General features: G+C 61.1%; 18 protein-coding genes. 11 read left to right on the top strand and 7 right to left on the bottom strand.

Features of this window, described 5'->3' with window-relative positions; all coding sequences use genetic code 11:
- The first annotated feature begins 316 nt into the window (after nucleotides 1-316).
- The 5 genes from PTZ19_RS05730 to PTZ19_RS05710 all read left to right on the top strand — a co-directional run bounded on the left by PTZ19_RS05730 (nucleotide 317) and on the right by PTZ19_RS05710 (nucleotide 3,574).
- Nucleotides 317-526: a spore coat associated protein CotJA gene (locus tag PTZ19_RS05730; RefSeq protein ID WP_276352907.1), complete on the top strand. Its 210-nt coding sequence runs from the start codon at nucleotides 317-319 to the stop codon at nucleotides 524-526.
- 87 nt (nucleotides 527-613) lie between these two features.
- Entirely contained in the window at nucleotides 614-841 is a 228-nt protein-coding gene (locus PTZ19_RS05725) for a spore coat protein CotJB (protein ID WP_276352946.1), read from the top strand.
- Nucleotides 842-853: 12 nt separating this feature from the next.
- The gene (locus PTZ19_RS05720; RefSeq protein ID WP_276352906.1) at nucleotides 854-1,423 is read left to right on the top strand and encodes a manganese catalase family protein; all 570 of its coding nucleotides are present in this window, start codon (nucleotides 854-856) and stop codon (nucleotides 1,421-1,423) included.
- Between the two features lie 159 nt (nucleotides 1,424-1,582).
- On the top strand, nucleotides 1,583-2,125 hold the full coding sequence (locus PTZ19_RS05715; RefSeq protein WP_276352905.1) for an NfeD family protein: 543 nt from the start codon (nucleotides 1,583-1,585) through the stop codon (nucleotides 2,123-2,125).
- A gap of 3 nt (nucleotides 2,126-2,128) precedes the next feature.
- On the top strand, nucleotides 2,129-3,574 hold the full coding sequence (locus PTZ19_RS05710) for a flotillin family protein (protein ID WP_276352902.1): 1,446 nt from the start codon (nucleotides 2,129-2,131) through the stop codon (nucleotides 3,572-3,574).
- 108 nt (nucleotides 3,575-3,682) lie between these two features.
- On the opposite strand, the gene PTZ19_RS05705 is transcribed toward PTZ19_RS05710, so the two are convergent.
- From PTZ19_RS05705 to PTZ19_RS05685, 5 genes are read right to left on the bottom strand one after another with little or no spacing between them, the layout of a single operon-like run.
- Nucleotides 3,683-4,822, bottom strand: a complete 1,140-nt coding sequence (locus PTZ19_RS05705) for a YheC/YheD family endospore coat-associated protein (protein ID WP_276352900.1) — start codon at nucleotides 4,820-4,822, stop codon at nucleotides 3,683-3,685.
- A 6-nt stretch (nucleotides 4,823-4,828) separates the two neighbouring features.
- Nucleotides 4,829-5,989 carry a YheC/YheD family endospore coat-associated protein gene (locus PTZ19_RS05700; protein WP_276352899.1) on the bottom strand — a complete coding sequence of 387 codons (1,161 nt, stop codon included), beginning with the start codon at nucleotides 5,987-5,989 and terminating at the stop codon, nucleotides 4,829-4,831.
- A complete protein-coding gene (locus PTZ19_RS05695) occupies nucleotides 5,989-7,365 on the bottom strand; it encodes a YheC/YheD family endospore coat-associated protein (RefSeq protein ID WP_276352898.1) in 1,377 nt (458 codons plus the stop codon). Before PTZ19_RS05695 ends, PTZ19_RS05700 begins: the two co-directional genes overlap by 1 nt.
- Nucleotides 7,346-8,491, bottom strand: coding sequence for a YheC/YheD family endospore coat-associated protein (locus PTZ19_RS05690; protein WP_276352896.1), 1,146 nt, complete (start codon nucleotides 8,489-8,491; stop codon nucleotides 7,346-7,348). The genes PTZ19_RS05695 and PTZ19_RS05690 overlap by 20 nt, the downstream gene beginning before the upstream one ends.
- On the bottom strand, nucleotides 8,466-9,833 hold the full coding sequence (locus PTZ19_RS05685) for a YheC/YheD family endospore coat-associated protein (RefSeq protein ID WP_276352894.1): 1,368 nt from the start codon (nucleotides 9,831-9,833) through the stop codon (nucleotides 8,466-8,468). The genes PTZ19_RS05690 and PTZ19_RS05685 overlap by 26 nt, the downstream gene beginning before the upstream one ends.
- Before the next feature lie 145 nt (nucleotides 9,834-9,978).
- Between PTZ19_RS05685 and PTZ19_RS05680 the strand changes: the two genes are divergently transcribed.
- Genes PTZ19_RS05680 through PTZ19_RS05670 form a run of 3 tightly spaced genes read left to right on the top strand, consistent with a single transcriptional unit; the run spans nucleotide 9,979 to nucleotide 13,253 of the window.
- Complete coding sequence (locus PTZ19_RS05680) at nucleotides 9,979-11,148, top strand: DUF445 family protein (RefSeq protein ID WP_276352893.1); 1,170 nt, start codon at nucleotides 9,979-9,981, stop codon at nucleotides 11,146-11,148.
- Nucleotides 11,149-11,168: 20 nt separating this feature from the next.
- A complete protein-coding gene (gene fni, locus PTZ19_RS05675; RefSeq protein ID WP_276352892.1) occupies nucleotides 11,169-12,209 on the top strand; it encodes a type 2 isopentenyl-diphosphate Delta-isomerase in 1,041 nt (346 codons plus the stop codon).
- Nucleotides 12,210-12,245: 36 nt separating this feature from the next.
- The gene (locus PTZ19_RS05670; RefSeq protein ID WP_276352890.1) at nucleotides 12,246-13,253 is read left to right on the top strand and encodes an MBL fold metallo-hydrolase; all 1,008 of its coding nucleotides are present in this window, start codon (nucleotides 12,246-12,248) and stop codon (nucleotides 13,251-13,253) included.
- 891 nt (nucleotides 13,254-14,144) lie between these two features.
- Here the strand turns inward: PTZ19_RS05670 and PTZ19_RS05665 are convergent.
- Complete coding sequence (locus PTZ19_RS05665) at nucleotides 14,145-14,690, bottom strand: phosphatidylglycerophosphatase A family protein (protein ID WP_276352888.1); 546 nt, start codon at nucleotides 14,688-14,690, stop codon at nucleotides 14,145-14,147.
- A gap of 173 nt (nucleotides 14,691-14,863) precedes the next feature.
- Between PTZ19_RS05665 and PTZ19_RS05660 the strand changes: the two genes are divergently transcribed.
- The 3 genes from PTZ19_RS05660 (at nucleotide 14,864) to PTZ19_RS05650 (ending at nucleotide 17,552) form a co-directional block, all read left to right on the top strand.
- Nucleotides 14,864-16,081 carry a GerMN domain-containing protein gene (locus tag PTZ19_RS05660; protein WP_276352887.1) on the top strand — a complete coding sequence of 406 codons (1,218 nt, stop codon included), beginning with the start codon at nucleotides 14,864-14,866 and terminating at the stop codon, nucleotides 16,079-16,081.
- A gap of 86 nt (nucleotides 16,082-16,167) precedes the next feature.
- Nucleotides 16,168-16,911: a ribonuclease PH gene (gene rph, locus PTZ19_RS05655; protein ID WP_276352886.1), complete on the top strand. Its 744-nt coding sequence runs from the start codon at nucleotides 16,168-16,170 to the stop codon at nucleotides 16,909-16,911.
- Nucleotides 16,908-17,552: an XTP/dITP diphosphatase gene (locus PTZ19_RS05650; RefSeq protein ID WP_276352885.1), complete on the top strand. Its 645-nt coding sequence runs from the start codon at nucleotides 16,908-16,910 to the stop codon at nucleotides 17,550-17,552. Before rph ends, PTZ19_RS05650 begins: the two co-directional genes overlap by 4 nt.
- 85 nt (nucleotides 17,553-17,637) lie before the next feature.
- On the opposite strand, the gene asnB is transcribed toward PTZ19_RS05650, so the two are convergent.
- Complete coding sequence (gene asnB, locus PTZ19_RS05645; protein ID WP_276352883.1) at nucleotides 17,638-19,494, bottom strand: asparagine synthase (glutamine-hydrolyzing); 1,857 nt, start codon at nucleotides 19,492-19,494, stop codon at nucleotides 17,638-17,640.
- Between the last annotated feature and the right edge of the window lie 97 nt (nucleotides 19,495-19,591).

Below are 19,591 nucleotides of genomic sequence, written 5' to 3'. Positions count from 1 at the left end.
TCGGCCAACACACTAAAGCTTGACAAACATTAGCTGGTTTTTGTGCTTTTACCGGGGGCTCCCCCGCACTTTCTCCCCAAAAAGAGCGAAGATGACCTGCGAAGCGCATTCCGATTCCTATTCGGGGACCCCGGATTTCTGTTGGATATGCTGCTGAGTTTTGCGTCACCGCTTGCCGGCCCATTCAGGGTCGGTTTTTTTCTATCTTGTCCGTGACAAAATCGGCTTGCGGGGGTCATAGGATAGTAGCGGAGCGCCCTGCCGGGCGCCGGAGTGGCGAAGCAAGACCTCGTCCAGGGAGGAGAAGACGCCTATGATGAGCGGACAATGGCGGGAATGGCATCCTTACGTCAGCCCGCTGGATCCCTGCCCACCCATGCCGGTGAAGCGTTATGTCGTTCCGCCGAACCAGTTCATCCCCTTTCAGCCGATGAACCTGCCGCAGTTCCCGCTGAACGAAGCGTTGTTCCGGGGTACGCTGTGGCCCGCGCTGTACAGCCCTTATGCCCCCCAGAAAGGAGGATGAGCCGTGGACCAATCGAGCGGTCAATCCGATCGTCCGCAGGAGTCGCCTCAGCGGCCCGTCGCGGGAGACGAAGCGTACCGCAGGCAGTTGGAAGAAATTCAGAAGGTGGATTTCGTGCTGGTCGAGCTGAATTTGTATTTGGATACTCACCCGACCGATCTGCAGGCGTTGCAGCAGTTTAACCAGCTGGCGCAGCGAAGACGCCAGCTCGCCTACGATTTCGAGATGCGGTACGGTCCGATGATGCATTTCGGCCACAGTTACTCCCGCTTTCCCTGGCAGTGGCCGGAGACGCCGTGGCCTTGGCAGGTGTGAGGAGGCGAGACCATGTGGATCTATGAGAAAAAGCTCCAGTATCCGGTCAAGGTGAGCAAGTGCGATCCGATGATGGCGAAGTTCCTGATGGAGCAGTACGGGGGGGCCGACGGCGAGCTCTCCGCCGCGCTCCGATACCTGAACCAGCGGTATACGATTCCCGATCGGGTGATTGGGTTGCTGACGGATATCGGAACGGAGGAATTCGCGCATCTCGAGATGATCGCGACGATGGTCTACAAGCTGACGAAAGACGAGAACGCGCGGGAAATGATGGCGGCGGGCCTCGGGGCTCACTACGCGAACCATGACAAGGCGCTGTTCTACAATAACGCGGCGGGCGTGCCTTGGACGGCGACTTACATACAAGCCAAGGGCGACCCGATCGCAGACTTGTACGAGGATATCGCCGCGGAGGAGAAGGCCCGGGCCACCTATCAATGGTTGATCGACATGACGGACGACGTCGATTTGCAGGACAGCTTGAAGTTCCTGAGAGAGCGGGAGGTCGTCCACTCCATGCGGTTCCGGGAAGCGGTGGAGATCATCAAGGCGGATCGGGAGCAGAAAAAGATTTTTTGAAACGGAAAGCACGCGGCGCCTGCTCCTCGGAGCGGGTTTTTTGTTTGGCGCCTGATGCCAAGGAGCGGAACGAATTCCACGATCAGGGAAACGAAAACGGCAGATTCGCGTATATAAGAGAAGACTCGCGCCGATTCGCGCGGAAGGAGGTTCCAGGCTTTGGAGACTCTGATGCTCACGCTGTTCTTCATCGGAGCCGGGTACGCCGTGCTGTCCCTGATCGTGGGAGACTGGCTCGGATTCGATTTCCATCCGGGCGACCTGCCGATCTTGTCCCCCACGGTCATCGCGACGTTCGTGACGGTATTCGGCGGCGTCGGCTACGTGCTCTTGCATCGGACCGGCTGGCCGGCGCTGCCGGTGGCGGGGGTTGCGCTGCTGGGGGCGTCCGCGGTATCGTCCGCGGTGCTGTTCCTCGTCGTGATCCCGCTTCAGGCCGCGCAGAAAGGGGCTGCGCCGTCCGCCAAGACCATGATCGGTCATACGGCGGAGGTCGTGACTCCGATCGAGCCCGGGCATTTGGGAGAAATCGTCTATCTGCAGGGCGGCAATCGCCATAACGCCCCGGCCAAGACGGCCGGAAGCGAGGCGATCCCTCAAGGCAGCGAAGTGCGGATCATCGGGGAATCCGCCGGTACGTTCCTCGTCGAAAGCCTTACGGCATCCCGCGAATCCAACATCGCCAAAGGAGAAGTGGTTTAACGCATGGACATGACGCTTTACATTCCCGTAGGCATCGTCATCGTCGTCATTTTGCTTATTGTCGTGTTCGCATCCCGCTATCGCACGGTGAAAGCCGACGAAGCGATGATCGTCACGGGCGCGCTCACCCGGGACGGCATGAAAATCGTCAAGGCGGGCGGCACGTTCGTCTGGCCGATCGTCCAGAACTCCTCGTTCCTGTCCCTGCAGGTTCAGACGCTGGATATCCATACGCCGGAAGTGTACACGATGCACGGGGTCCCCGTCATGGTCGACGGCGTCGCCCAGATCAAGATCAAGGGCGATCAGGAATCGATCGCGACGGCGGCCGAACAGTTCCTCGGCAAACCGGACGAGGAGCTCAAAAGCATCGCGACCCAGACGATGGAAGGCCATCTGCGCGCGATCCTCGGCCGCATGACCGTGGAGGACGTCTACCGGAACCGCGAGGAATTCGCCCGCAACGTGCAGGAAGTGGCCGCCAGCGATTTGAACAAGATGGGCCTGCAGATCGTTTCGTTCACGATCCGCGACGTGCGCGACAAGAACGGCTATCTCGAAGCGCTCGGTCAGCCGCAGATCGCGCAGGTCAAGCGGGACGCGGAGATCGCGAAGGCCAATGCGTTCCGCGACGAGCAGATCGCGAAGTCCAAAGCGCTGGAGGAAGGCAAGAAGGCGGAGTTCGCCGCGGAAACCAACATCTCGGAAGCAAACAAGCAGATGGAAGTGAAGAAAGCGGAGTTCAAGCAGGAGCAGGACATGAGGAAGGCCGAAGCCGACCAGGCGTACAAGCTGCAGGAAGTCAAGACGCTGCAGTCGGTCAAGGCGGAGGAAATGCAGATCCAGGTCATCGAGCGCGAGAAGCAGATCGAGCTGGAGGCCAAGGAAATCGAGAGGCGCGAGCGCGAGCTGGTGGCGACGGTGAAGAAGCAGGCCGAAGCCGAACGTTTCGCCCAGGAGCAGCGCGCGGAAGCCGATCGCTACCAGATCGAGGCGAAAGCGAAGGCAGAAGCGGAAGCCGTCCGCCTGGCGGGCAGCGCGAACGCCGACAAGGAGCGGGCGGAAGGTACGGCTCAGGCAGATATCATCCGACTGAAAGGCCTCGCGGAAGCGGAAGCGAAGGACAAAATCGCCGACGCCCTGAAGAAGTACGGCGAAGCAGCGGTCGTCGAGCTCATCATCCAGAAGTTCCCCGAAATCGCGCGGGCGATCGCGGAGCCGCTGTCCCGCACGGAGAAGATCGTCATCGTGGACGGCGGCGGGAGCGGCGCGAACGGCGGGGCGGGCAAAGTGACGGGGTACGTGACCGATCTGCTCGCCAAAATGCCGGAAACGGTAGGCGCGCTCACCGGCGTGGACGTCACGCAGCTCCTCAAGCGGCTCGCGGAAGGGAAGACGGACGCCCAACCGAATGCCAAGCCGGGCGGCATGAAGCCGGAGGCTTATTAAGCGGGAACCCAAAAAACGAAACCGCCCCGGATCTTCAGGCGCCCTTGCGCCCGCGGCCCGGGGCGGTTTTTTCCGCGTTTTCCTCATTCCGCTTCCCAACGCTCCGCCCTACTTCGTTCCGGAGGAAATGCCGGAGCGGCGCTTGCCGCTTCGGCTCTGACGGTATTTCCACAGCGCGTATTCGATCGGCCGGGTCACCGCCCGGCGGTAAACTTCGCGTTCGCCGGCCTGGTTGAACACCTCTCGCGCGGGCTTATGGTTGACCTCGAGCAGCCAAATCCGGCCGTCCCGGTCGATCGCGAGATCCAAGGCGAGTTCGCACAGCGTTCCGTACGTGCTCTCCAGCCGTTTGGCGACCTCCAGTCCGAAACGCTCGGCCTCGTTCCGGATCTCCGCGATTTCCTCCTCATCCGACGCCCACTGCCTGAGCAGCGTCTCCATGGGTGCGGCCGTGCCGCCTCCGTGCAGGTTGGACGTGACGCTGTGTCGCGGTCCGACGCGGCCCGCGCAGCCGGTCACTTCCCATTCCCCGCTGCCGGTTTTCTGCACCAGCATCCGGTAGTCGTGGACCCGGCCGTCGGGCAGTTTGATCTGCAGTCCTTGCTGCACGATGTAACGGCTGCCGCGGCGATGCCAGGACTGCAGGACGGCGGGGAGCGACTCCCGGCGAATTCTCCGGGGGGAGATGATGTTGCGCGAATGGTCCCTTCCTTGGATCAGCAGCATCCCGCCGCTTAACCTCTCGATGCGGAGAATGCCGCGTCCTCCCGTGCCGTTGATCGGCTTGATATACACCGTCCCGTATTTCCGGAGCAAATCGTACGCGTCGGAAGGCGATTCGTACAGCCGGGTGGCAGGGAGATGCCCCTTGAATTCCGGAACGGAACTGAGCATGTGGTAGATGGTCCATTTGTTGCGCAGCGGCCGACTCAGGAAGATGAGGTGGGCGTATTTGCGGCGGAACGCGACGAACCTCTCGTATCTCTCGTTCTTCTGGATGCGGGCTCGGTCATAGATCAGCTGGGGAAAACGGGTCCATCGCCTTCCCCAAGCTTGCTTGCCGGGATCGTAAACCATGGCGTAGATTCGGCCGTTTTTCTCGTCCACGTCGTCCGGCGTAAAAACGATCACGTCCAACCCCTGCTTTTGTCCCGCGATCGTCATTTTGCGGTACACCGACCGTTCGTCTATGGCCTTGTTGTCATTCAGATAGATGGTGAGAATGCCGAGCAGCGGCTTTCCGGCCATGCCCCGTCACCCCCTTTCCGACTGCCGCGAGCGGCGGTGGAGGTATAGGGAATATTGGAAAATGCGCTGAAGGGACGTTTTGCGGATTTCGGTTTCATCGAATTTCATCGGCTTGGAGTTGGCTTCCAAAAACCAGACGTTGCCGGAACGGTCCACCCCCAGGTCCATGGACATTTCGCCCAGACGGTGGCGGGAAGCGATTTCGATCTGCCGGGCCGCCAACAGGACGGCTTTGCGTACGGCATCCAGCACGGAGGAGGCTTTTTCTTTGCCGAAAATGCCGGTGAGCAGTTTTTCCGGGTCGTCGATGTTCCCGCCTCTCGGCACATGCGTCGTGATGCTGGAGTTTCCGGCCACTCTCGCTCCGATGCCCGTCAGGTCCCATTTTCCGTATTGGTTTTTTTGGGCGAGCACCCGCAGGTCGAAAGGCCGGTCGTTCACTTTGACCAGCGGGATGCCCTGCTGCGCGATATACTGCTCACCGATTTCTTCCGAATATCGGGACACGTGTCCCCATAACCGGAGCAGCGACGAACAGCGGTATAATTTGCTGCCTCTCTCTTCCTGGATTTGCAATTTAAAAGGCAGCGGCTTCTCCGGAACGACCCTGACGGTCATGATGCCGACGCCGGCCTTGCCCCGAATCGGTTTCAAATACAGCATCCGGTGCCGCTTGAGGAGCTGCGAGAGCACTTCCGGCCGGGTCAGCATCTTCGTTTCCGGAATCAAACGGCGGGTCGCGGGATTCCGGTTCAGCCACCGGAACAAGGACCATTTGTTGAAAAAGCGGCGGTTGAACAGGTGGATGTCCGGCTGCTTGACGATGGATCTCAGCTTGCGCTTGACCTCCGGCAGTCGCTCGTCTTCGCGCTGGGGAATGCGGTTATAGACGACATGGGGCCTGGGGAACCACTCTTTCACCCAGGCGTCCTGGTCCGCATGGATGGTATAGCCGAGCAAACGCGGGGCTTTCACTTTAAAATTTTTCACCGTCACGACGTACGTGAGCACGCCCATCTCTTGTCCCGTGCGGATCAAGTCGGCGAAATTTTGGCGGTTGCCTCGGAACTGCTGCGTTTCGTCATCGATGGTCAGGATCGCCACGACGGGGATATCGCCCGCCGAGGAGACCTCCGGGAAGGAGAGAGGGGAGGGTTGATGCGGCATTAAGCACCTTCCCCTTTCCGGAATTTGCTGAGATACAAGCAATGGTCGAGAATGTATTGCAACGAAGCGCGGCCTTGTTCCTTGAGCGCGGGATGCTTGAAGATGGACCTCCCGGGTTTGGCGTTGGCTTCGAACATCCAGACGTTGCCGTCCCGGTCAATGCCGATGTCGAGGCCGAGTTCCCCGAGCGTGTGGCTGTAATTGCGTTCGATGGCTTCGGACAGCTTGATCGCGACGGATTTCGCCTCGTTCAGGACCGAGTCGGCCCGATCGCCGAACGCGCGGCCAAGCGCTTGCTCCGGCGTCATGAGGGAGCCGCCGTTTTTGATATGCGTCGTCACGCTGCCTCTGCCGGCTTTTTTGGCGCCGACTCCGGCGACGACCCAGCGGTTTTTCCCGTCTTTGTGCATGTGGAACCGGAAATCGATCGGGCAGCTGTCGAGCTCGACCAGGCGGATGCCCTGCTGCGCCACGTATTGGTTAAGCCGGCTTCCATGACGGGCCCTCAGCAATTTCATGAGTCCGGCGAACGTCGTGAAGCGGAGCAGGACGTTCGATCCGTTGCGCCGGTAACGGACGAAATAGCCTTTGCTGGGGTGGTAGGTCAGCCGATAAATGCCGGCGCCAAGGCTTCCGCCCGTCGGTTTAAAGTAGATGAAATGGTGCTGCTCGAGCATTTGGCGGATCCGTTCGGGGGAAGGATTCGGCACGGACTCGGGCAAATGCTTGAGCGCTTCCGGATCGTTCTCCAGCAATTCGTACACGTCCGATTTGTTGAAGAAGCTCCAGTTGAAGAACGGGATCCGCTTGCGCACGAACTTCTCCCTCAACGAAACGAGCGCCATCCCGTTTTCCGCCTTGCGGCTGGGCAAGCGATTATACACGACGTCAGGCAAGGGGACGATGCGGCGCTGCCATTTGCCGCCGGGCAGATAGAACCACCCGTGCACGGTTTCTTGCTGCCAGTTGATATCCCGCGGCGTGAACGCGAACATGTACGCTTGTTTCTGGCCCAGCTGCAGCAGCTGCCGGATGAATCCGGTGCGAACGCCGAACGGCGCGCTCGAAGATCCGTCCATGGAGTCGGTCAGCACCCCGATCAGGGGGCCGAGCTGGATTTCCCCTTCATCCTCGTTGTTGACATAGACGAAGCCGGGCTTCGGAACGCGCACGGAGCTTCGCAGGCCGGCCGACATATACAGGTGATGTCCTTTGCGATTGATCGTCCGCAGCGCGGCATACACGTTGTCCTTTCCCAGCTTGACGTTCACGGATTTGCGCCCGCCCAGCTTCAGCAGCTTCGCCAGGGAGCTCGAGAGCCAGACGACGCGTTCCGGCTGCTGCGTGAAGTGGACGTTACAGATGGTCAAACTCATGGATTACCCTCCCAGGTGGTCGAAGCAGGATGGACTTAGCATAAGCGATCGGACGCGCGGCGGCCGCGTTCGCGGCGGACGCGCCGATCGCCGACATGGCGCGGCGTCCGGGTTTGGAGTTTGCTTCGAGAAACCACAGCCGCCCGGATTGGTCCAGGCCGAAATCCAGGCCTAGTTCGCAGAATCGGCCGAAATGTTGCTCGAGGATCCGGACGATCGGTGCGCAGACGCCGCGAATTTCCCTTAGGATCTCGGCGGAACGGGCGGTTCCGAACAAGTCGGACAGCCGTTCGTCGGCCGGGCAGGCACGGCCGCCTCCGTGCAGGTTGGCGGTGACCGTGCCGGCCGGGCCGCAGCGTGCGGCGATGCCGGTGACGGCCCAGCGGCCCCGGCCGTTTTTTTGCGCAAGCACGCGGATGTCGAAGGGCTTGCCGTCCGAGCCGGTCAGGCTCAAGTAAGGCTGCATCAAATAAAGCCGGTTGCCGATCCAACGTTCCAACTTCCCGGATGCTTCGCGGCCGTCCCGGAACGTAAGGTCGAACGGCCGGTTGGCGCCGCTGCGCCCGCGGACCCGCACCCGGCCGTCCGTTTCCGTCGTGCAAGCGGCGGTCCGCCTGCCCTGGCCCCCGCCGGCCGGCTTGAGGAACAGGGATCCTCCGCAGCGCTTAAGGAAATCATGAAACGAGCCCGGTCCGTCATAGATCTCCGTTGGCGGCAGAAGCCGCGACGTTTGGGCATGGCCGGACAGCACGGAAAACACCCTCCATTTGCCGGGGAGCTTTCCGTTCAAGCGTATCGGTTTCAAGGCGGACTCGAGCTCGCTCATGGCTTGGCGGAAACGGACGCGTTCGTCGTCGTCTGCCGGCCAGGCGCGGTCGTATAAGAGGGCGGGAAGCGGATGCTCGGAGAGCCGCCACCCCGTCCCTTCCGGCTCCGGGGTCCAGCCCGGCACCGTCTTCCCGTTAGGCCGCCACATGCGGGGATCGAACGCGAACACGCGAAGACCGGCGGCGATCCCGGCCAGAATCAGCCGGCGGAGAAAGCCGCTTTCGGCGAACGGAGGACGGCCCTGGCGTTCGCATACGAGAATGCCCAGCGCTTCAGAATCCGGATAAATAACGGGCATATTGAATCATCATCCGCACCGAAGGACGGATTTTCCCCTCTGTTAATGGTGTATTGTCGTTCTTGGAAGGCTTCGAGTTGACTTCCAGCAGCCACACCCTCCCGTGGACGTCGAGCGCCAGGTCGATGCCCAACTCGCCGAAATGAGCGGGGATTTGGTCGTCGACGCCTTTGGCGATGTCCAGCGCCGCCCGCTTCAGGCGGAGCGCGGCGGTTTTCTTGAACGCCGCCGGCAGATTGGACCGCGCGATCGCTTCGTTCGTCCGGGAGAGCGTGCCGCCGCGAGCCAAGTTCGACACGAAGTGGTCGCTATCCGCGGTCCGGCTGACGACGGAAGTGACCGCCCACTCTCCGGCAGCGTTTTTCTGGGTCAGTGCCCGGAAATCGACCGGCCGGCCGCCGATTTCGATCAGGGTCAGGCCTTGTTGGATCAAATAGTGCACCGATTTCATTTTCCCGGCGATCGAAGCGTACAGCTTCGCCAAGCTGGGGAAGTTCTGCTTGCGGGTGCCGCTCATCGTGGCATAGGAAGCCTGCCAGTTGTCCGGGCCGATGCGGGAGACGCGGATGATGCCTTTGCCGAGGCTGCCCCGGACCGGCTTCAAAAACACGACGGGGTGCCGGGAGCACATGCCGCGCAGCATGTCGATGCCCCGGAGGGAGAACGATTCCGGCAAATACCGCCGGAGTCCGGCATCTTTCTTAAGCGCTTCGAACACTTCCGACTTGTCTAGAAATTTCTCGTTGAACATTTGGGTGCCGTACCGGCTCCCGGCTTCTTTGACGAATTGCTGCACCTCGGGCAGGTTTTCCAGCTTGCGTTTCGTGAGCCTGTTGTTCACCACATTCGGGATCGGGAGCGTCAATTGGCGCCAGCCTTCCTGATACACCCACCCTTCCAAAGCGGTCTGACTTGACCCCAGGGCTCTCGGAGTGAAAAAATAAACGTATGCGCCTTGCTTGCGGCACGCGTCCGTCAGTTCCCGGCAGAACATCGTGATCGAGCCGAACGGCTTCTCGCGGTTCCCGGGATCGTCGCTGCTGACCAATACGCCGATCAGAGGACCTAAGGCAAGCGTTCGTGCCGCCGCGCGGTATTGCATGCGGAGGGAAACTCCGGGAAAGAGGCCCATTCTGCGGAACAGCGTCTGGCTCATTCTCAGGCCGTCGTATCGGGGAACGGGGACCACGGTCACGGAATGCCGAAACGACCCGAATTCCAGGGTGATCGGCTGCTGGGAGGGGATTTTCGAACGTTTCATGAGCGTTTCTCCCAGCATGAGGACGTCGTCGGACAGAATTCCTGAACTGATGGCCTGGACGTTGATTTTCGGGGCGGACATTGGCGGTACTCCTTCCACCGTTTCTCGGCCATGGCCCAAACGTTCGCGGGCTGCCCTGCGTCAGCCCGTAACAATACTCCATCATATGAGGACATTCCGTTATCGGTGATTGGCCGACAACGTCTCGTCGGAAAGGACGGCAAGCATGAACGGCTGGATATTCGTACTCACGAACGTGGCGGTAGCCGGATTGGTCGGCGGGGTGACCAACCATTTGGCGATCAAAATGCTGTTCCATCCCCGGAAGCCGCTGGTTTGGCTGGGCTGGAGAGTGCCGTTCACGCCGGGACTGATCCCGAAGCGGAAACAGCAAATCGCGGTTTCCCTCGGGGAAGTCGTATCGGAGTACCTCGTTACTTCGGAGGGGGTAAGGGAACTCCTGGAGAAAGAAGAATTCCGCCGGGCGGCGCGGGAGAGAGCGGCGGAATGGCTGGCAAGGGAGCTTGGGGACGGCATCGCGGCAGGCGATCTCGCGCGGAAATGGCTCGGGGAGGAGCGGATGTCCGGTTGGCTGGCCGAGCTGCCGCGTCTGGCCGGCGAGCGGGCAGGCGCCGCCGCCGCCGAGATATGGCGGAGCGGGAACTGGGGCGGCCGGCGGATCCGCGACGCGGTGCCGGGCTGGAACGAAGCCGCCGTGGAAGGCTGGGCTGCCGCGGCTGCCGCTTGGGGGCTCGAAGCCGTCAAGGAGCATCTGGTTTCGGCGGAAGGACAAGCGCTGCTTCGGCGGCTGGCCGTCGGGCTGATGGACCGGACCGGGGGTTTTATCGGCATGCTGGCCGGGATTTTCGTAGACGAGGACAAGCTGGTGGCTCGGCTGACCCCGTTTCTGGCCGCGCAATTGGACAGCGAGCAGGTTCGCGCGCAGGTGACCGCGATATTGGCCAAGCGGCTGGGCGAATGGGGAGACCGCACGCTGGAGGAGGTTTTGGCCGTTTTCGCGAAGGACGAGCCTGCGGAAGCGTTCCTCGAACGGCGGGTGCGGGACTCGCTGCCTTGGGAGAAGTGGATCGGCCGGCTGGAGCGCTATCCGATCGGGGAACGGTTCATGGAACGGCGGGAGGAATGGGAACGCCGGCTGTCGTGGGTCGTGGACCGGGCGATGGACGTCGTCAGCCGCCAAGCGCACTCGCTGGTCGCGGCGTTCCGGCTGCCGGAAATGGTGCGCACCCAGGTGGAGCGCTTTCCGATCGAGCGGCTCGAGCAGGTCATTCTCAGCGTATCCGGCAAAGAATTCAAGGCGATTACGTGGCTGGGGGTTATTCTGGGCGGCGTGATCGGCCTGCTGCAGTCTATCATCCTTTTGGTTTGGAAATGACGGTCGTGGGAGGCGGGGTCATGGAGGAAGGGAACGGATTCACGTCGTCGAGGAAAGCCGAGCATATCCGGATTTGCCTGGAGGAGCCCGTTCAAGGCGTCGGGGTGACCTCCGGATTCGAGTCCTATCGCCTGCGCCATGCCGCGTTCCCGGAGATGGCGCTGGGCGAGGTTAGGCTTGAAGCTTCTTTTCTCGGCAAGTCCCTGCGGGCTCCGCTGCTGATCAGCAGCATGACGGGCGGGACGAGTCGGGCCGGCGAAATCAACCGCAGGCTGGCGGAAGCCGCGGAGGATCGGGGTTGGGCGATGGGGCTGGGCTCCATGCGCGCGGCGCTGGAGCGGGAGGAGCTGGCGCCCACGTTCCGGGTGCGGGGCGAAGCGCCGTCGATTCCGATCGTCGCCAATCTGGGCGTCGTGCAGCTGAATTACGGCATCGGACCGGACGACTGCCGGCGTGCGGTCGAATTGGCGGAAGCCGATGCGCTCGTCTTCCACGCGAACGCGCTGCAGGAAGTGTTCCAGCCGGGCGGAGATACGGATTTCCGCGATTTGTACCGCCGATTGGAGGAGGTGTGCCGCAAACTGGACGTTCCGGTCGGCGTCAAAGAGGTCGGCTGGGGCATCGGCGGCCCGGTCGCGCGCAAGCTGGCGGAGGCCGGCGTTGCTTTTATCGATGCGGCAGGCGCCGGCGGCACGTCTTGGAGCCAGGTCGAGAAATATCGCCAGAAGGACCCGCTGTACCGGGAGGCGGCGGAAGCGTTCGCGGATTGGGGGATCCCGACGGCGGAATGCGTCAGGGAAATCCGCGAGGCGTTGCCGGACATTCCGCTCATCGCCAGCGGAGGGCTTCGGAACGGAGTGGACGCGGCCAAGGCGATCGCGCTCGGAGCCGATCTCGCGGGCTTCGGCCGTTCGCTGCTCCGGGACGCCGCGGAAGGCGGCGACGTCAGGGGACGGCTCGAACGGGTGGAATTGGAGCTGCGGGCGGCGATGTTCGCCTGCGGGGCCCGGGAGCTGAGCGGTTTGCGGCAGCCGGGCGTCTTGGAGCGGCGACTTAGGTAAGTTGCGAGTGAACGGTGGGTGCGGATACAGGAGAGGATGGATTCGGATTTGGAAACGGCAAGCGTACGGGAATGGCCGGGAGGCTGGCTGCAGGTCAAAGTTCCGCTTCCCTACTCGCTCAAATGGGTGAACGCCTATTTGCTTCCCGGGGACAATGGATGGACTTTGATCGATCCGGGATTACGGACGCCCGAGTCGGAGAAATTGTGGGAGCAAACGTTGGCTGACAAGGGGATTCATTGGGCCGCGATCAAACGGATCGTGCTGACTCACCACCATCCCGACCATTACGGGTTGGCCGGATGGTTTCAAGAACGGTCGGGAGGAGCCCCGGTCTGGATGTCGGATGAAGCCGGCAGGGCGGCTTGGATGATGTGGGGCGAAGGCGAGACGTTCTCCGCTCGGATGCTCGAAGCCATGCGGCGGCACGGGCTGCCGCAGGAACTGACCGAGGCGATGCGGGAGCATCTGTCGGGTTTCCGGGGTCGGGTATCTCCCCATCCCACGGAAGTGAGGACGCTGAAGGCCGGCGGGAAGTTCGAAATGGCCGGCACGGAATGGACGTTGATCGGCGGGGAGGGGCATGGCCCCGGCCATTTGTCGTTCTACGATCCGCGCGGGCGGCGGATCCTCTGCGGAGATCAGGTGCTGCCCGATATTTCTCCGAACATCGGCTGGCTGCCGGAGGGGGATCCGAACCCCTTGGCGTCGTTTATGGACAGCTTGAAGTTCATGCTGGACTTGGAGGTTGATCTTGCGTTCCCCGGACACCGCGATCCTTTCGGGCGTTTCCGCGATCGGCTGGTCGATTTGCTGGCCCACCACGAGAGACGGCTGGAGCGGTTGATCGCGTTGATCGGCTCCGACGCGTTATCGTCGTTTGAGATTTGCGAGCGGTTGTTCGGGGCCCGGTTGCGGAGCAATCCGCACAACCTGAGGTTCGCGTTGGCCGAGACGATCGCGCATCTTCTGTTGCTCGAACGGCGCGGCTTGTTACGGCAGGTGAACGGCGGCGGAACATGGAGGGGCGCGGCAGATACGTAAGCGTTTCAGGAACTTGTACATGTCAGAGGTAAAAAGGCAAAACCGATCGCCAGAACGATTTTGCCTTTTTTAAAAGTTCAGAATTATGNAGGGGCGCGGCAGATACGTAAGCGTTTCAGGAACTTGTACATGTCAGAGGTAAAAAGGCAAAACCGATCGCCAGAACGATTTTGCCTTTTTTAAAAGTTCAGAATTATGACTCCTAAGCAGGAGAAACCGTTGGTGAAGCGCAATGGATCTCCAAAGGCGAATGCTAAGGGCTAAAATGCAGTTATTTTTTCTGTTTTCACAGAAAATGAGATGACTAACGGCCAAAATGCAATTAGCAGAGCTCGTCTCTCGGAAAAATGAAGGATATGCTTAGAATAAATGCTCTTCGGCTCTTAGCACTTTAAAAATGGGGCAGAATGAGATGATTAGTTGTATTTAAGCTCTTAGCACCCTTACTTATAAGGACTTCGAATTCGTTTTTACTTGCACGCCAGAATATATAACTTTTCGGGATTCCATATGTCCAAATCACCAAAAAAAGGGAAAGGAATGAAACATGGCTTCTGGCCGCATCGGTTTAAATGCTGCTCAAAGCAGGGGATAGTTTTCGGTTAAGCTTGCCGTGCAAGATTAACCCCCGCCAACGCGTGGGGCAACAACTGATTAAGCTTGCCGCGCAAGCTTAAACCCCGCTCCTCTTGTTATGTTCATTTGAGTACAGGATTGAGGATGTTCGTGGGAAAGTTGCTGAAGAGTGACTTCAGAAGCACGAAACAATAGGACCGTCAGGGACGAATTTCTCCCTGACGGTTTTTTAGCACTTGTATGGCTTGCAACCCGAAATTACCGGGTTACAGGGGCGCGACTGTAATCGACGGACCGCAAGCCGGGGCTGCTCGCTTACTCCCCGTCCGCTGCGTCTAACGCTTCCGCTTCGCGCTCGGCCTGTTTGCGATGGGCGATCCGGCTCGAAGCCGCCGCCGCGATGGCGCCGACGATGTCATCGAGGAACGTGTGGATTTCCCCGTCGTGTTTGTCGTTCAGCTTCTTCAGAACGCCCGGCTTGAACTTGTCGATATAACCGAAATTGGTGAACCCGATGCTTCCATAGACGTTCACGATGCTGAGCGCCAGCACTTCGTCGCAGCCATACAAGCCTTCGTCGTATTTGATCATGTCCTGAAGCGGAGGAAGCAGCTTGCCCTCCTCGGCCAGCATATCGAGCTGGATCCCCGTCAGCACGGCGTTTTGCACCTCGCGCTTGGAGAGAACGGCTTCCACGTTGGCGACGCACTCTTCCAGGGTAAGCTCGGGAAAATAGTCTTTCTGAAGCAGCATGACCAATTGGCCGATCTGCTCCTTGCTGACGCCCCGTTTGGTCAGCCACTCTTCCGTGGCTCTGGCGACTTCTTTGCTGTTGAGGCGATAGACGTTCGGCTTGGACAATCCCTGCACCTCTTTTCGTAACGATAGACCACCGAAGCCCGTCTTGTCGACGGGACAAACATACATAGTTCCTTCCGGGGGCTCGTATACATAGTACTACAAAATGGGAGCGGGAGGAACGGCGGCCCCGGAGGCCGTCCGTACCGACCATACCCGAACGGGAGGAAAATCCAATGAACAGAAAGCTCAACCGAATCCGCAAAGCCCGCAAATGGGCCGCGATCGCGCTCATGGTTCCGCTGGTGTCCGCATGCGGAGCCGCCGGAAGCGGGAAAGGAAACGACGCCGGGTCCGCCGGCGTTGTCGATCCGCCTCCATATCAAGTGGAGGAAACGATGCTCCAGCAGTCGGAAGAGGCCACGGTCGCTCAGGAGTCCGATCATCCGGCCGCCACCGAAAACGACCGGCAGTCTGCCCAGGAAGCACCGGAAACGTCCGCGAAGGATGCCGCGAAAACTTCATCGGCGTCCGCGGATCCCGCCGATACCGTGATTTCGCCGGAGGACTCCGTCACGGTGTACCTTCGGGACGCGAACGGCTACCTCGCTCCCATGACGCTCCGCCTGTCCCCCGAAGATTCTTCGGCCAAGGAATCGGCCCTCGCGGCGGCGGAGACGGCGGTCTCCTGGCTGACCGAGGATCCGCAGCGGAAAGACCAGCTTCCGGAAGGCTTCGCGGCGGTGATCCCGCAAGGAGTCCAGGTGGAGTCCGTCAAGCTGGATACGGAAAAAGGGACGGCGTCGGTCGATTTCGCAGACAAGCTCCCCGGCATGACCGCCGATTCGGAACGGAAAATGCTGGAGGCGATCGTGTGGACGCTGACCGAACTTCCCGGGATCGACCAGGTCAAGCTTTCCGTGTCCGGCAAGCCGATCCGCTCGCTGCCGGCGTCCAATACGCCGGTGGATGAACGATTGACCCGCGGCATCGGCATTAACGTCGAGCCGGCGAAAGGCGTGCAGCTCTCGCGCTCCATGGCCGTCACGCTGTATTTCTCGGCCCGGGCGGCGGATGGCAACGGATATTTCGTGCCCGTAACCCGACTGGTCGACCGCGCTCCGGATCGGATGAAAGCCGCCGTGAACGAGTTGATCAAAGGCCCGGCCGACACCGCCTCCCTTCAGAACGACGTGCTTCCCGGCATCACGGTCGACGAGCTTACGCAATCCGCGGATACGGTCAACGTCTCCCTCCGCGATCCGGATTGGACGCCGGATCAGACGCTGCCCTCCGAAATGATGGACGAACTCGTGCTGACGCTCACCGAAGCGGCGGGCGTGCCGAAAGTCAAGGTGGCCATGAACGGCGACGACTCCTTCCTGGATTCGGACCATCAAGCCTACGACCATCCGGTGACGCGCCCATCGGTCGTCAATTCGTTGAAACGCTAAAAGACCGCCGGATGCTTTTCCTGCCCGACTTTGGTAAAATGGGAGAAGTTTTGTACCAGGAGAAGTCCAGGCAGGAGGAATTAAGAATGAGAACCGACGGCAGGTTGCCGGCGGAGCTGCGCCCGTTCCGGGCGACGCTTCATCCCAATAAATACGCGGAGGGATCCGTGCTGATCGAAGCCGGCGACACGAAGGTGCTGTGCACGGCGACGGTAGACGAACGGGTCCCTCCCTTTCTCAAAGGGCAGGGCAAAGGGTGGGTAACGGCGGAATACGCCATGCTGCCCCGGGCCACCCAATCCCGGAACCAGCGGGAATCGATCAAAGGCAAACCCGCCGGTCGGACGATGGAAATCCAGCGGCTGATCGGACGCGCGCTCCGTTCCGTCGTGCGGCTGGACGCTTTGGGCGAACGCACGATCACGATCGACTGCGACGTCCTTCAAGCCGACGGGGGCACGAGAACCGCTTCGATTACCGGCGGTTTCATGGCGATGGCGCTGGCGATCCGCAAATTGTCCGAAACCGCGTCTTTCGCCCGCTACCCGCTGACGGATTTTCTGGCTTCCATCAGCGTCGGGGTCATTTCGGAACAGGTCGTGCTCGATTTGAACTACGAAGAGGATTCCAAAGCCAAGGTCGACATGAACGTCGTGATGACCGGCGCGGGATCGTTCGTGGAAATCCAGGGAACGGGCGAGGAATCGCCCTTCACCCGCGGGGAGTTGGACGGCATGCTCGGCCTTGCGGAAGCGGGAATCCGGAGTCTGATCGAATGGCAGAAGGAAACGCTTGGCCCGGCGGGCGCCCGGATCGGTGAGCCGAAATGAAAATCGGACCGAACGACGTGCTGGTCGTCGCGACCCGCAACCGGGGCAAAACGAAGGAGTTCCGCGAAGCGTTCGCCGCTCTCGGCATCGAAGTGCGGGACCTGAACGAGACGGCCGGCGTGCCGGAGATCGAGGAGACGGGCACGACGTTCGCGGAGAACGCGCTGATCAAAGCCCGGACGGCGGCGGAAATCCTCGGCTTTCCCGTTCTCGCGGACGACTCGGGGTTATGCGTGGACGCGCTGGGCGGGGCGCCCGGGGTGTACTCCGCCCGTTACGCGGGCGAACGCGCCTCCGACGCCGACAATAACGCCAAGCTGCTGCGCGAGCTGGACGCCTCCGGCACGAAGGCCGAAGCCGCTCCCGGGGGCCCCGCCGCGTACGGCACCGGCCGGTTCGTCAGCGTGCTCGCGCTCTACATGCCGGAGGACGGCACCCGCTTCGAAGCGGAAGGCACCGTGGAAGGATGGATCCTGAAGGAGCCGAAAGGCACCGGCGGCTTCGGATACGATCCGCTGTTCTGGCTGCCCGAATTCGGCAAAAGCTTGGCGGAGCTCACGCTCGAGGAGAAAAACGCCGTCAGCCACCGCGGCCGCGCGCTGCGCAAGCTGCTGGACCGGATCCGCCAATCGGACGCTTAAAAAACGGAAACCTCCGAATCGCCTGAACGCAGGCAGCGGAGGTTTTTCTCTGTTTCCGGAGTTCGCCCCGGGCTTATTCCCGGCTTTACAGCGCCAGCTTGATTTTGTAATGACGCAGCCAGAAATCCATCTGGAGCAAATAAGCGAACATCTGGGGACCGGACATCAGCTGGCCGAACCAGGGCAGATGGGAACTTGCGTCCGTCTGTGCGGCGAGCTCCCGGACGCGTTTGACGTCGATCAGCGGAAGCAGCGGGGAGGACGGATCGTCCAACCGTTCCAGCAGCCGGTTTCTGACCGTCGCGAAGTAGTTCGGATTGTGGGTTTTCGGGTACGGGCTTTTTTTGCGGTACAGGACGTCGCGGGGCAATACCCCTTCCAGAGCCCGGCGCAGCACGCCTTTCTCGCGGTCCCCGGTCATCTTGATCTCCCAAGGGATATTGAAAACGTAGTCCACCAGCCGATGATCGCAATACGGGACGCGGACTTCCAAGCCGACCGCCATGCTCATGCGGTCTTTGCGGTCGAGCAAAGTCGGCATGAACCTCGTGATGTTCAGATAGGACATCCGCCGCATCCGGCGCCGCTCCTCGTCCTCTCCGGGCAGTTCGGGCACCTCCGCGACCGCTTGGGCGTAACGGTCGCCCAAATATTCCGCGGGGCGGAGCGAACGTTTCAGTTCCTCGGACAGCAGGCTGGTCCGCAGATCCGCGGCGAGCGACCAGGGGAACGTGTCCGCTTCCAACGTATCCCTCCGGTGGAACCAAGGATACCCTCCGAAAATTTCGTCCGCCGCTTCGCCGGAAATGGCGACCGTCGCCTGCTTCTTGATTTCCCGGCAAAACAGGTAAAGCGACGCGTCGATATCCGCCATGCCGGGCAGGTCTTTGGCCAGCACGGCGTTCTCCAAGGCGTCCGCCAGCTCCGGCGTGTCGAACCGCACTTCGTGGTGGATGGTGGCGAGATAATCCCGCATGCGCTGAATCCACGGCGCGTCGGCGTTCGGCTGGAACGCGTGCGCCTGGAAATACTTGTCGTTATCGACGTAATCGACGGAGAACGTATGGACTTTGCCTTGGCCCGTGGAATCGTAATAACGGACCGCCAAAGCGGTGAGCGCGCTGGAATCGAGTCCCCCGGACAGCAGCGTGCATACCGGGACGTCCGATACGAGCTGGCGAACGAGGGTGTCTTCGAGCAGCTCCCCGACCCGCCGCGCTGTCTCTTCGGCGTCTTCCTCGTGCGGCCGGCTTTCCAGCCGCCAATACGCCCGGGTACGCAATCCGTCCCGGCTGAACGTGAGGCAATGGCCCGGCTTCAACTCCCGGAAGCCCCGGTACACGCCATGGCCCGGCGTACGGGCCGGGCCGACGATGAACAGCTCCGCGAGTCCCTCCGCATCCACCTCCGGCTGCACGTCGGGATGGGCCAACATCGCTTTCGGCTCGGACCCGAACAGCAGGCGGCCCTCTTCATGCCGGTAAAACAACGGCTTGACGCCCAGCCGATCCCGGGCCATGAACAACGTCTCCTCGTCCGTCCTCCAAATCGCAAAGGCGAAAATCCCGTTGAATTTCTCCACGCAAGCCGGTCCCCATTCAACGTAGCTGAGCAGCAAAACCTCGGTATCGCAGGTCGTCCGGAACCGGTAACCGAGCCGGACCAACTCCCCGCGAAGCTCGGGGGCGTTGTACAGCTCGCCGTTGTACACGATCACGCAATCTTGGTCGTCGGCTGATTTGACCGGGCGAACCATCGGCTGCGCCCCGCCCGCGGGGTCGATGACGGACAGCCTGCGATGGCCGAACGCGCAATGCCTCGACAGCCAGGTGCCCGAGGCGTCGGGTCCCCTCAGCTCGAGCGTCTCCGTCATTTTTTCGATCGCGTCCGCGTGTTTCGTCAAATCCTCGTCCCAGTCGACCCATCCGGCAATCCCGCACATGGGTACTTTTCCTCCTCCCGCTGTAGCGATCAACCGATCATAAGATGGATATGCGAATGAAGGGATAACATGTATGTCCCGGGAGAAAATACGTAAC

It is taken from the genome of Cohnella caldifontis (assembly GCF_029360585.1).
In the GTDB taxonomy this organism is placed as follows: Bacteria; Bacillota; Bacilli; order Paenibacillales; family Paenibacillaceae; genus Cohnella; species Cohnella caldifontis.
Note: the sequence above shows the minus strand (reverse complement) of the source record. Positions and strands in the feature narration are given on the sequence as shown.

Coding starts and splice junctions, on each gene's coding strand:
- PTZ19_RS05685 (WP_276352894.1), bottom strand. CDS start 9,833: ATGTCCGCCCCGAAAATCAACGTCCAGGCCATCAGTTCAGGAATTCTG.
- PTZ19_RS05730 (WP_276352907.1), top strand. CDS start 317: ATGAGCGGACAATGGCGGGAATGGCATCCTTACGTCAGCCCGCTGGAT.
- rph (WP_276352886.1), top strand. CDS start 16,168: ATGAGAACCGACGGCAGGTTGCCGGCGGAGCTGCGCCCGTTCCGGGCG.
- PTZ19_RS05720 (WP_276352906.1), top strand. CDS start 854: ATGTGGATCTATGAGAAAAAGCTCCAGTATCCGGTCAAGGTGAGCAAG.
- PTZ19_RS05690 (WP_276352896.1), bottom strand. CDS start 8,491: ATGCCCGTTATTTATCCGGATTCTGAAGCGCTGGGCATTCTCGTATGC.
- asnB (WP_276352883.1), bottom strand. CDS start 19,494: ATGTGCGGGATTGCCGGATGGGTCGACTGGGACGAGGATTTGACGAAA.
- PTZ19_RS05710 (WP_276352902.1), top strand. CDS start 2,129: ATGGACATGACGCTTTACATTCCCGTAGGCATCGTCATCGTCGTCATT.
- fni (WP_276352892.1), top strand. CDS start 11,169: ATGGAGGAAGGGAACGGATTCACGTCGTCGAGGAAAGCCGAGCATATC.
- PTZ19_RS05700 (WP_276352899.1), bottom strand. CDS start 5,989: ATGCCGCATCAACCCTCCCCTCTCTCCTTCCCGGAGGTCTCCTCGGCG.
- PTZ19_RS05695 (WP_276352898.1), bottom strand. CDS start 7,365: ATGAGTTTGACCATCTGTAACGTCCACTTCACGCAGCAGCCGGAACGC.
- PTZ19_RS05660 (WP_276352887.1), top strand. CDS start 14,864: ATGAACAGAAAGCTCAACCGAATCCGCAAAGCCCGCAAATGGGCCGCG.
- PTZ19_RS05705 (WP_276352900.1), bottom strand. CDS start 4,822: ATGGCCGGAAAGCCGCTGCTCGGCATTCTCACCATCTATCTGAATGAC.
- PTZ19_RS05670 (WP_276352890.1), top strand. CDS start 12,246: ATGGATTCGGATTTGGAAACGGCAAGCGTACGGGAATGGCCGGGAGGC.
- PTZ19_RS05680 (WP_276352893.1), top strand. CDS start 9,979: ATGAACGGCTGGATATTCGTACTCACGAACGTGGCGGTAGCCGGATTG.
- PTZ19_RS05650 (WP_276352885.1), top strand. CDS start 16,908: ATGAAAATCGGACCGAACGACGTGCTGGTCGTCGCGACCCGCAACCGG.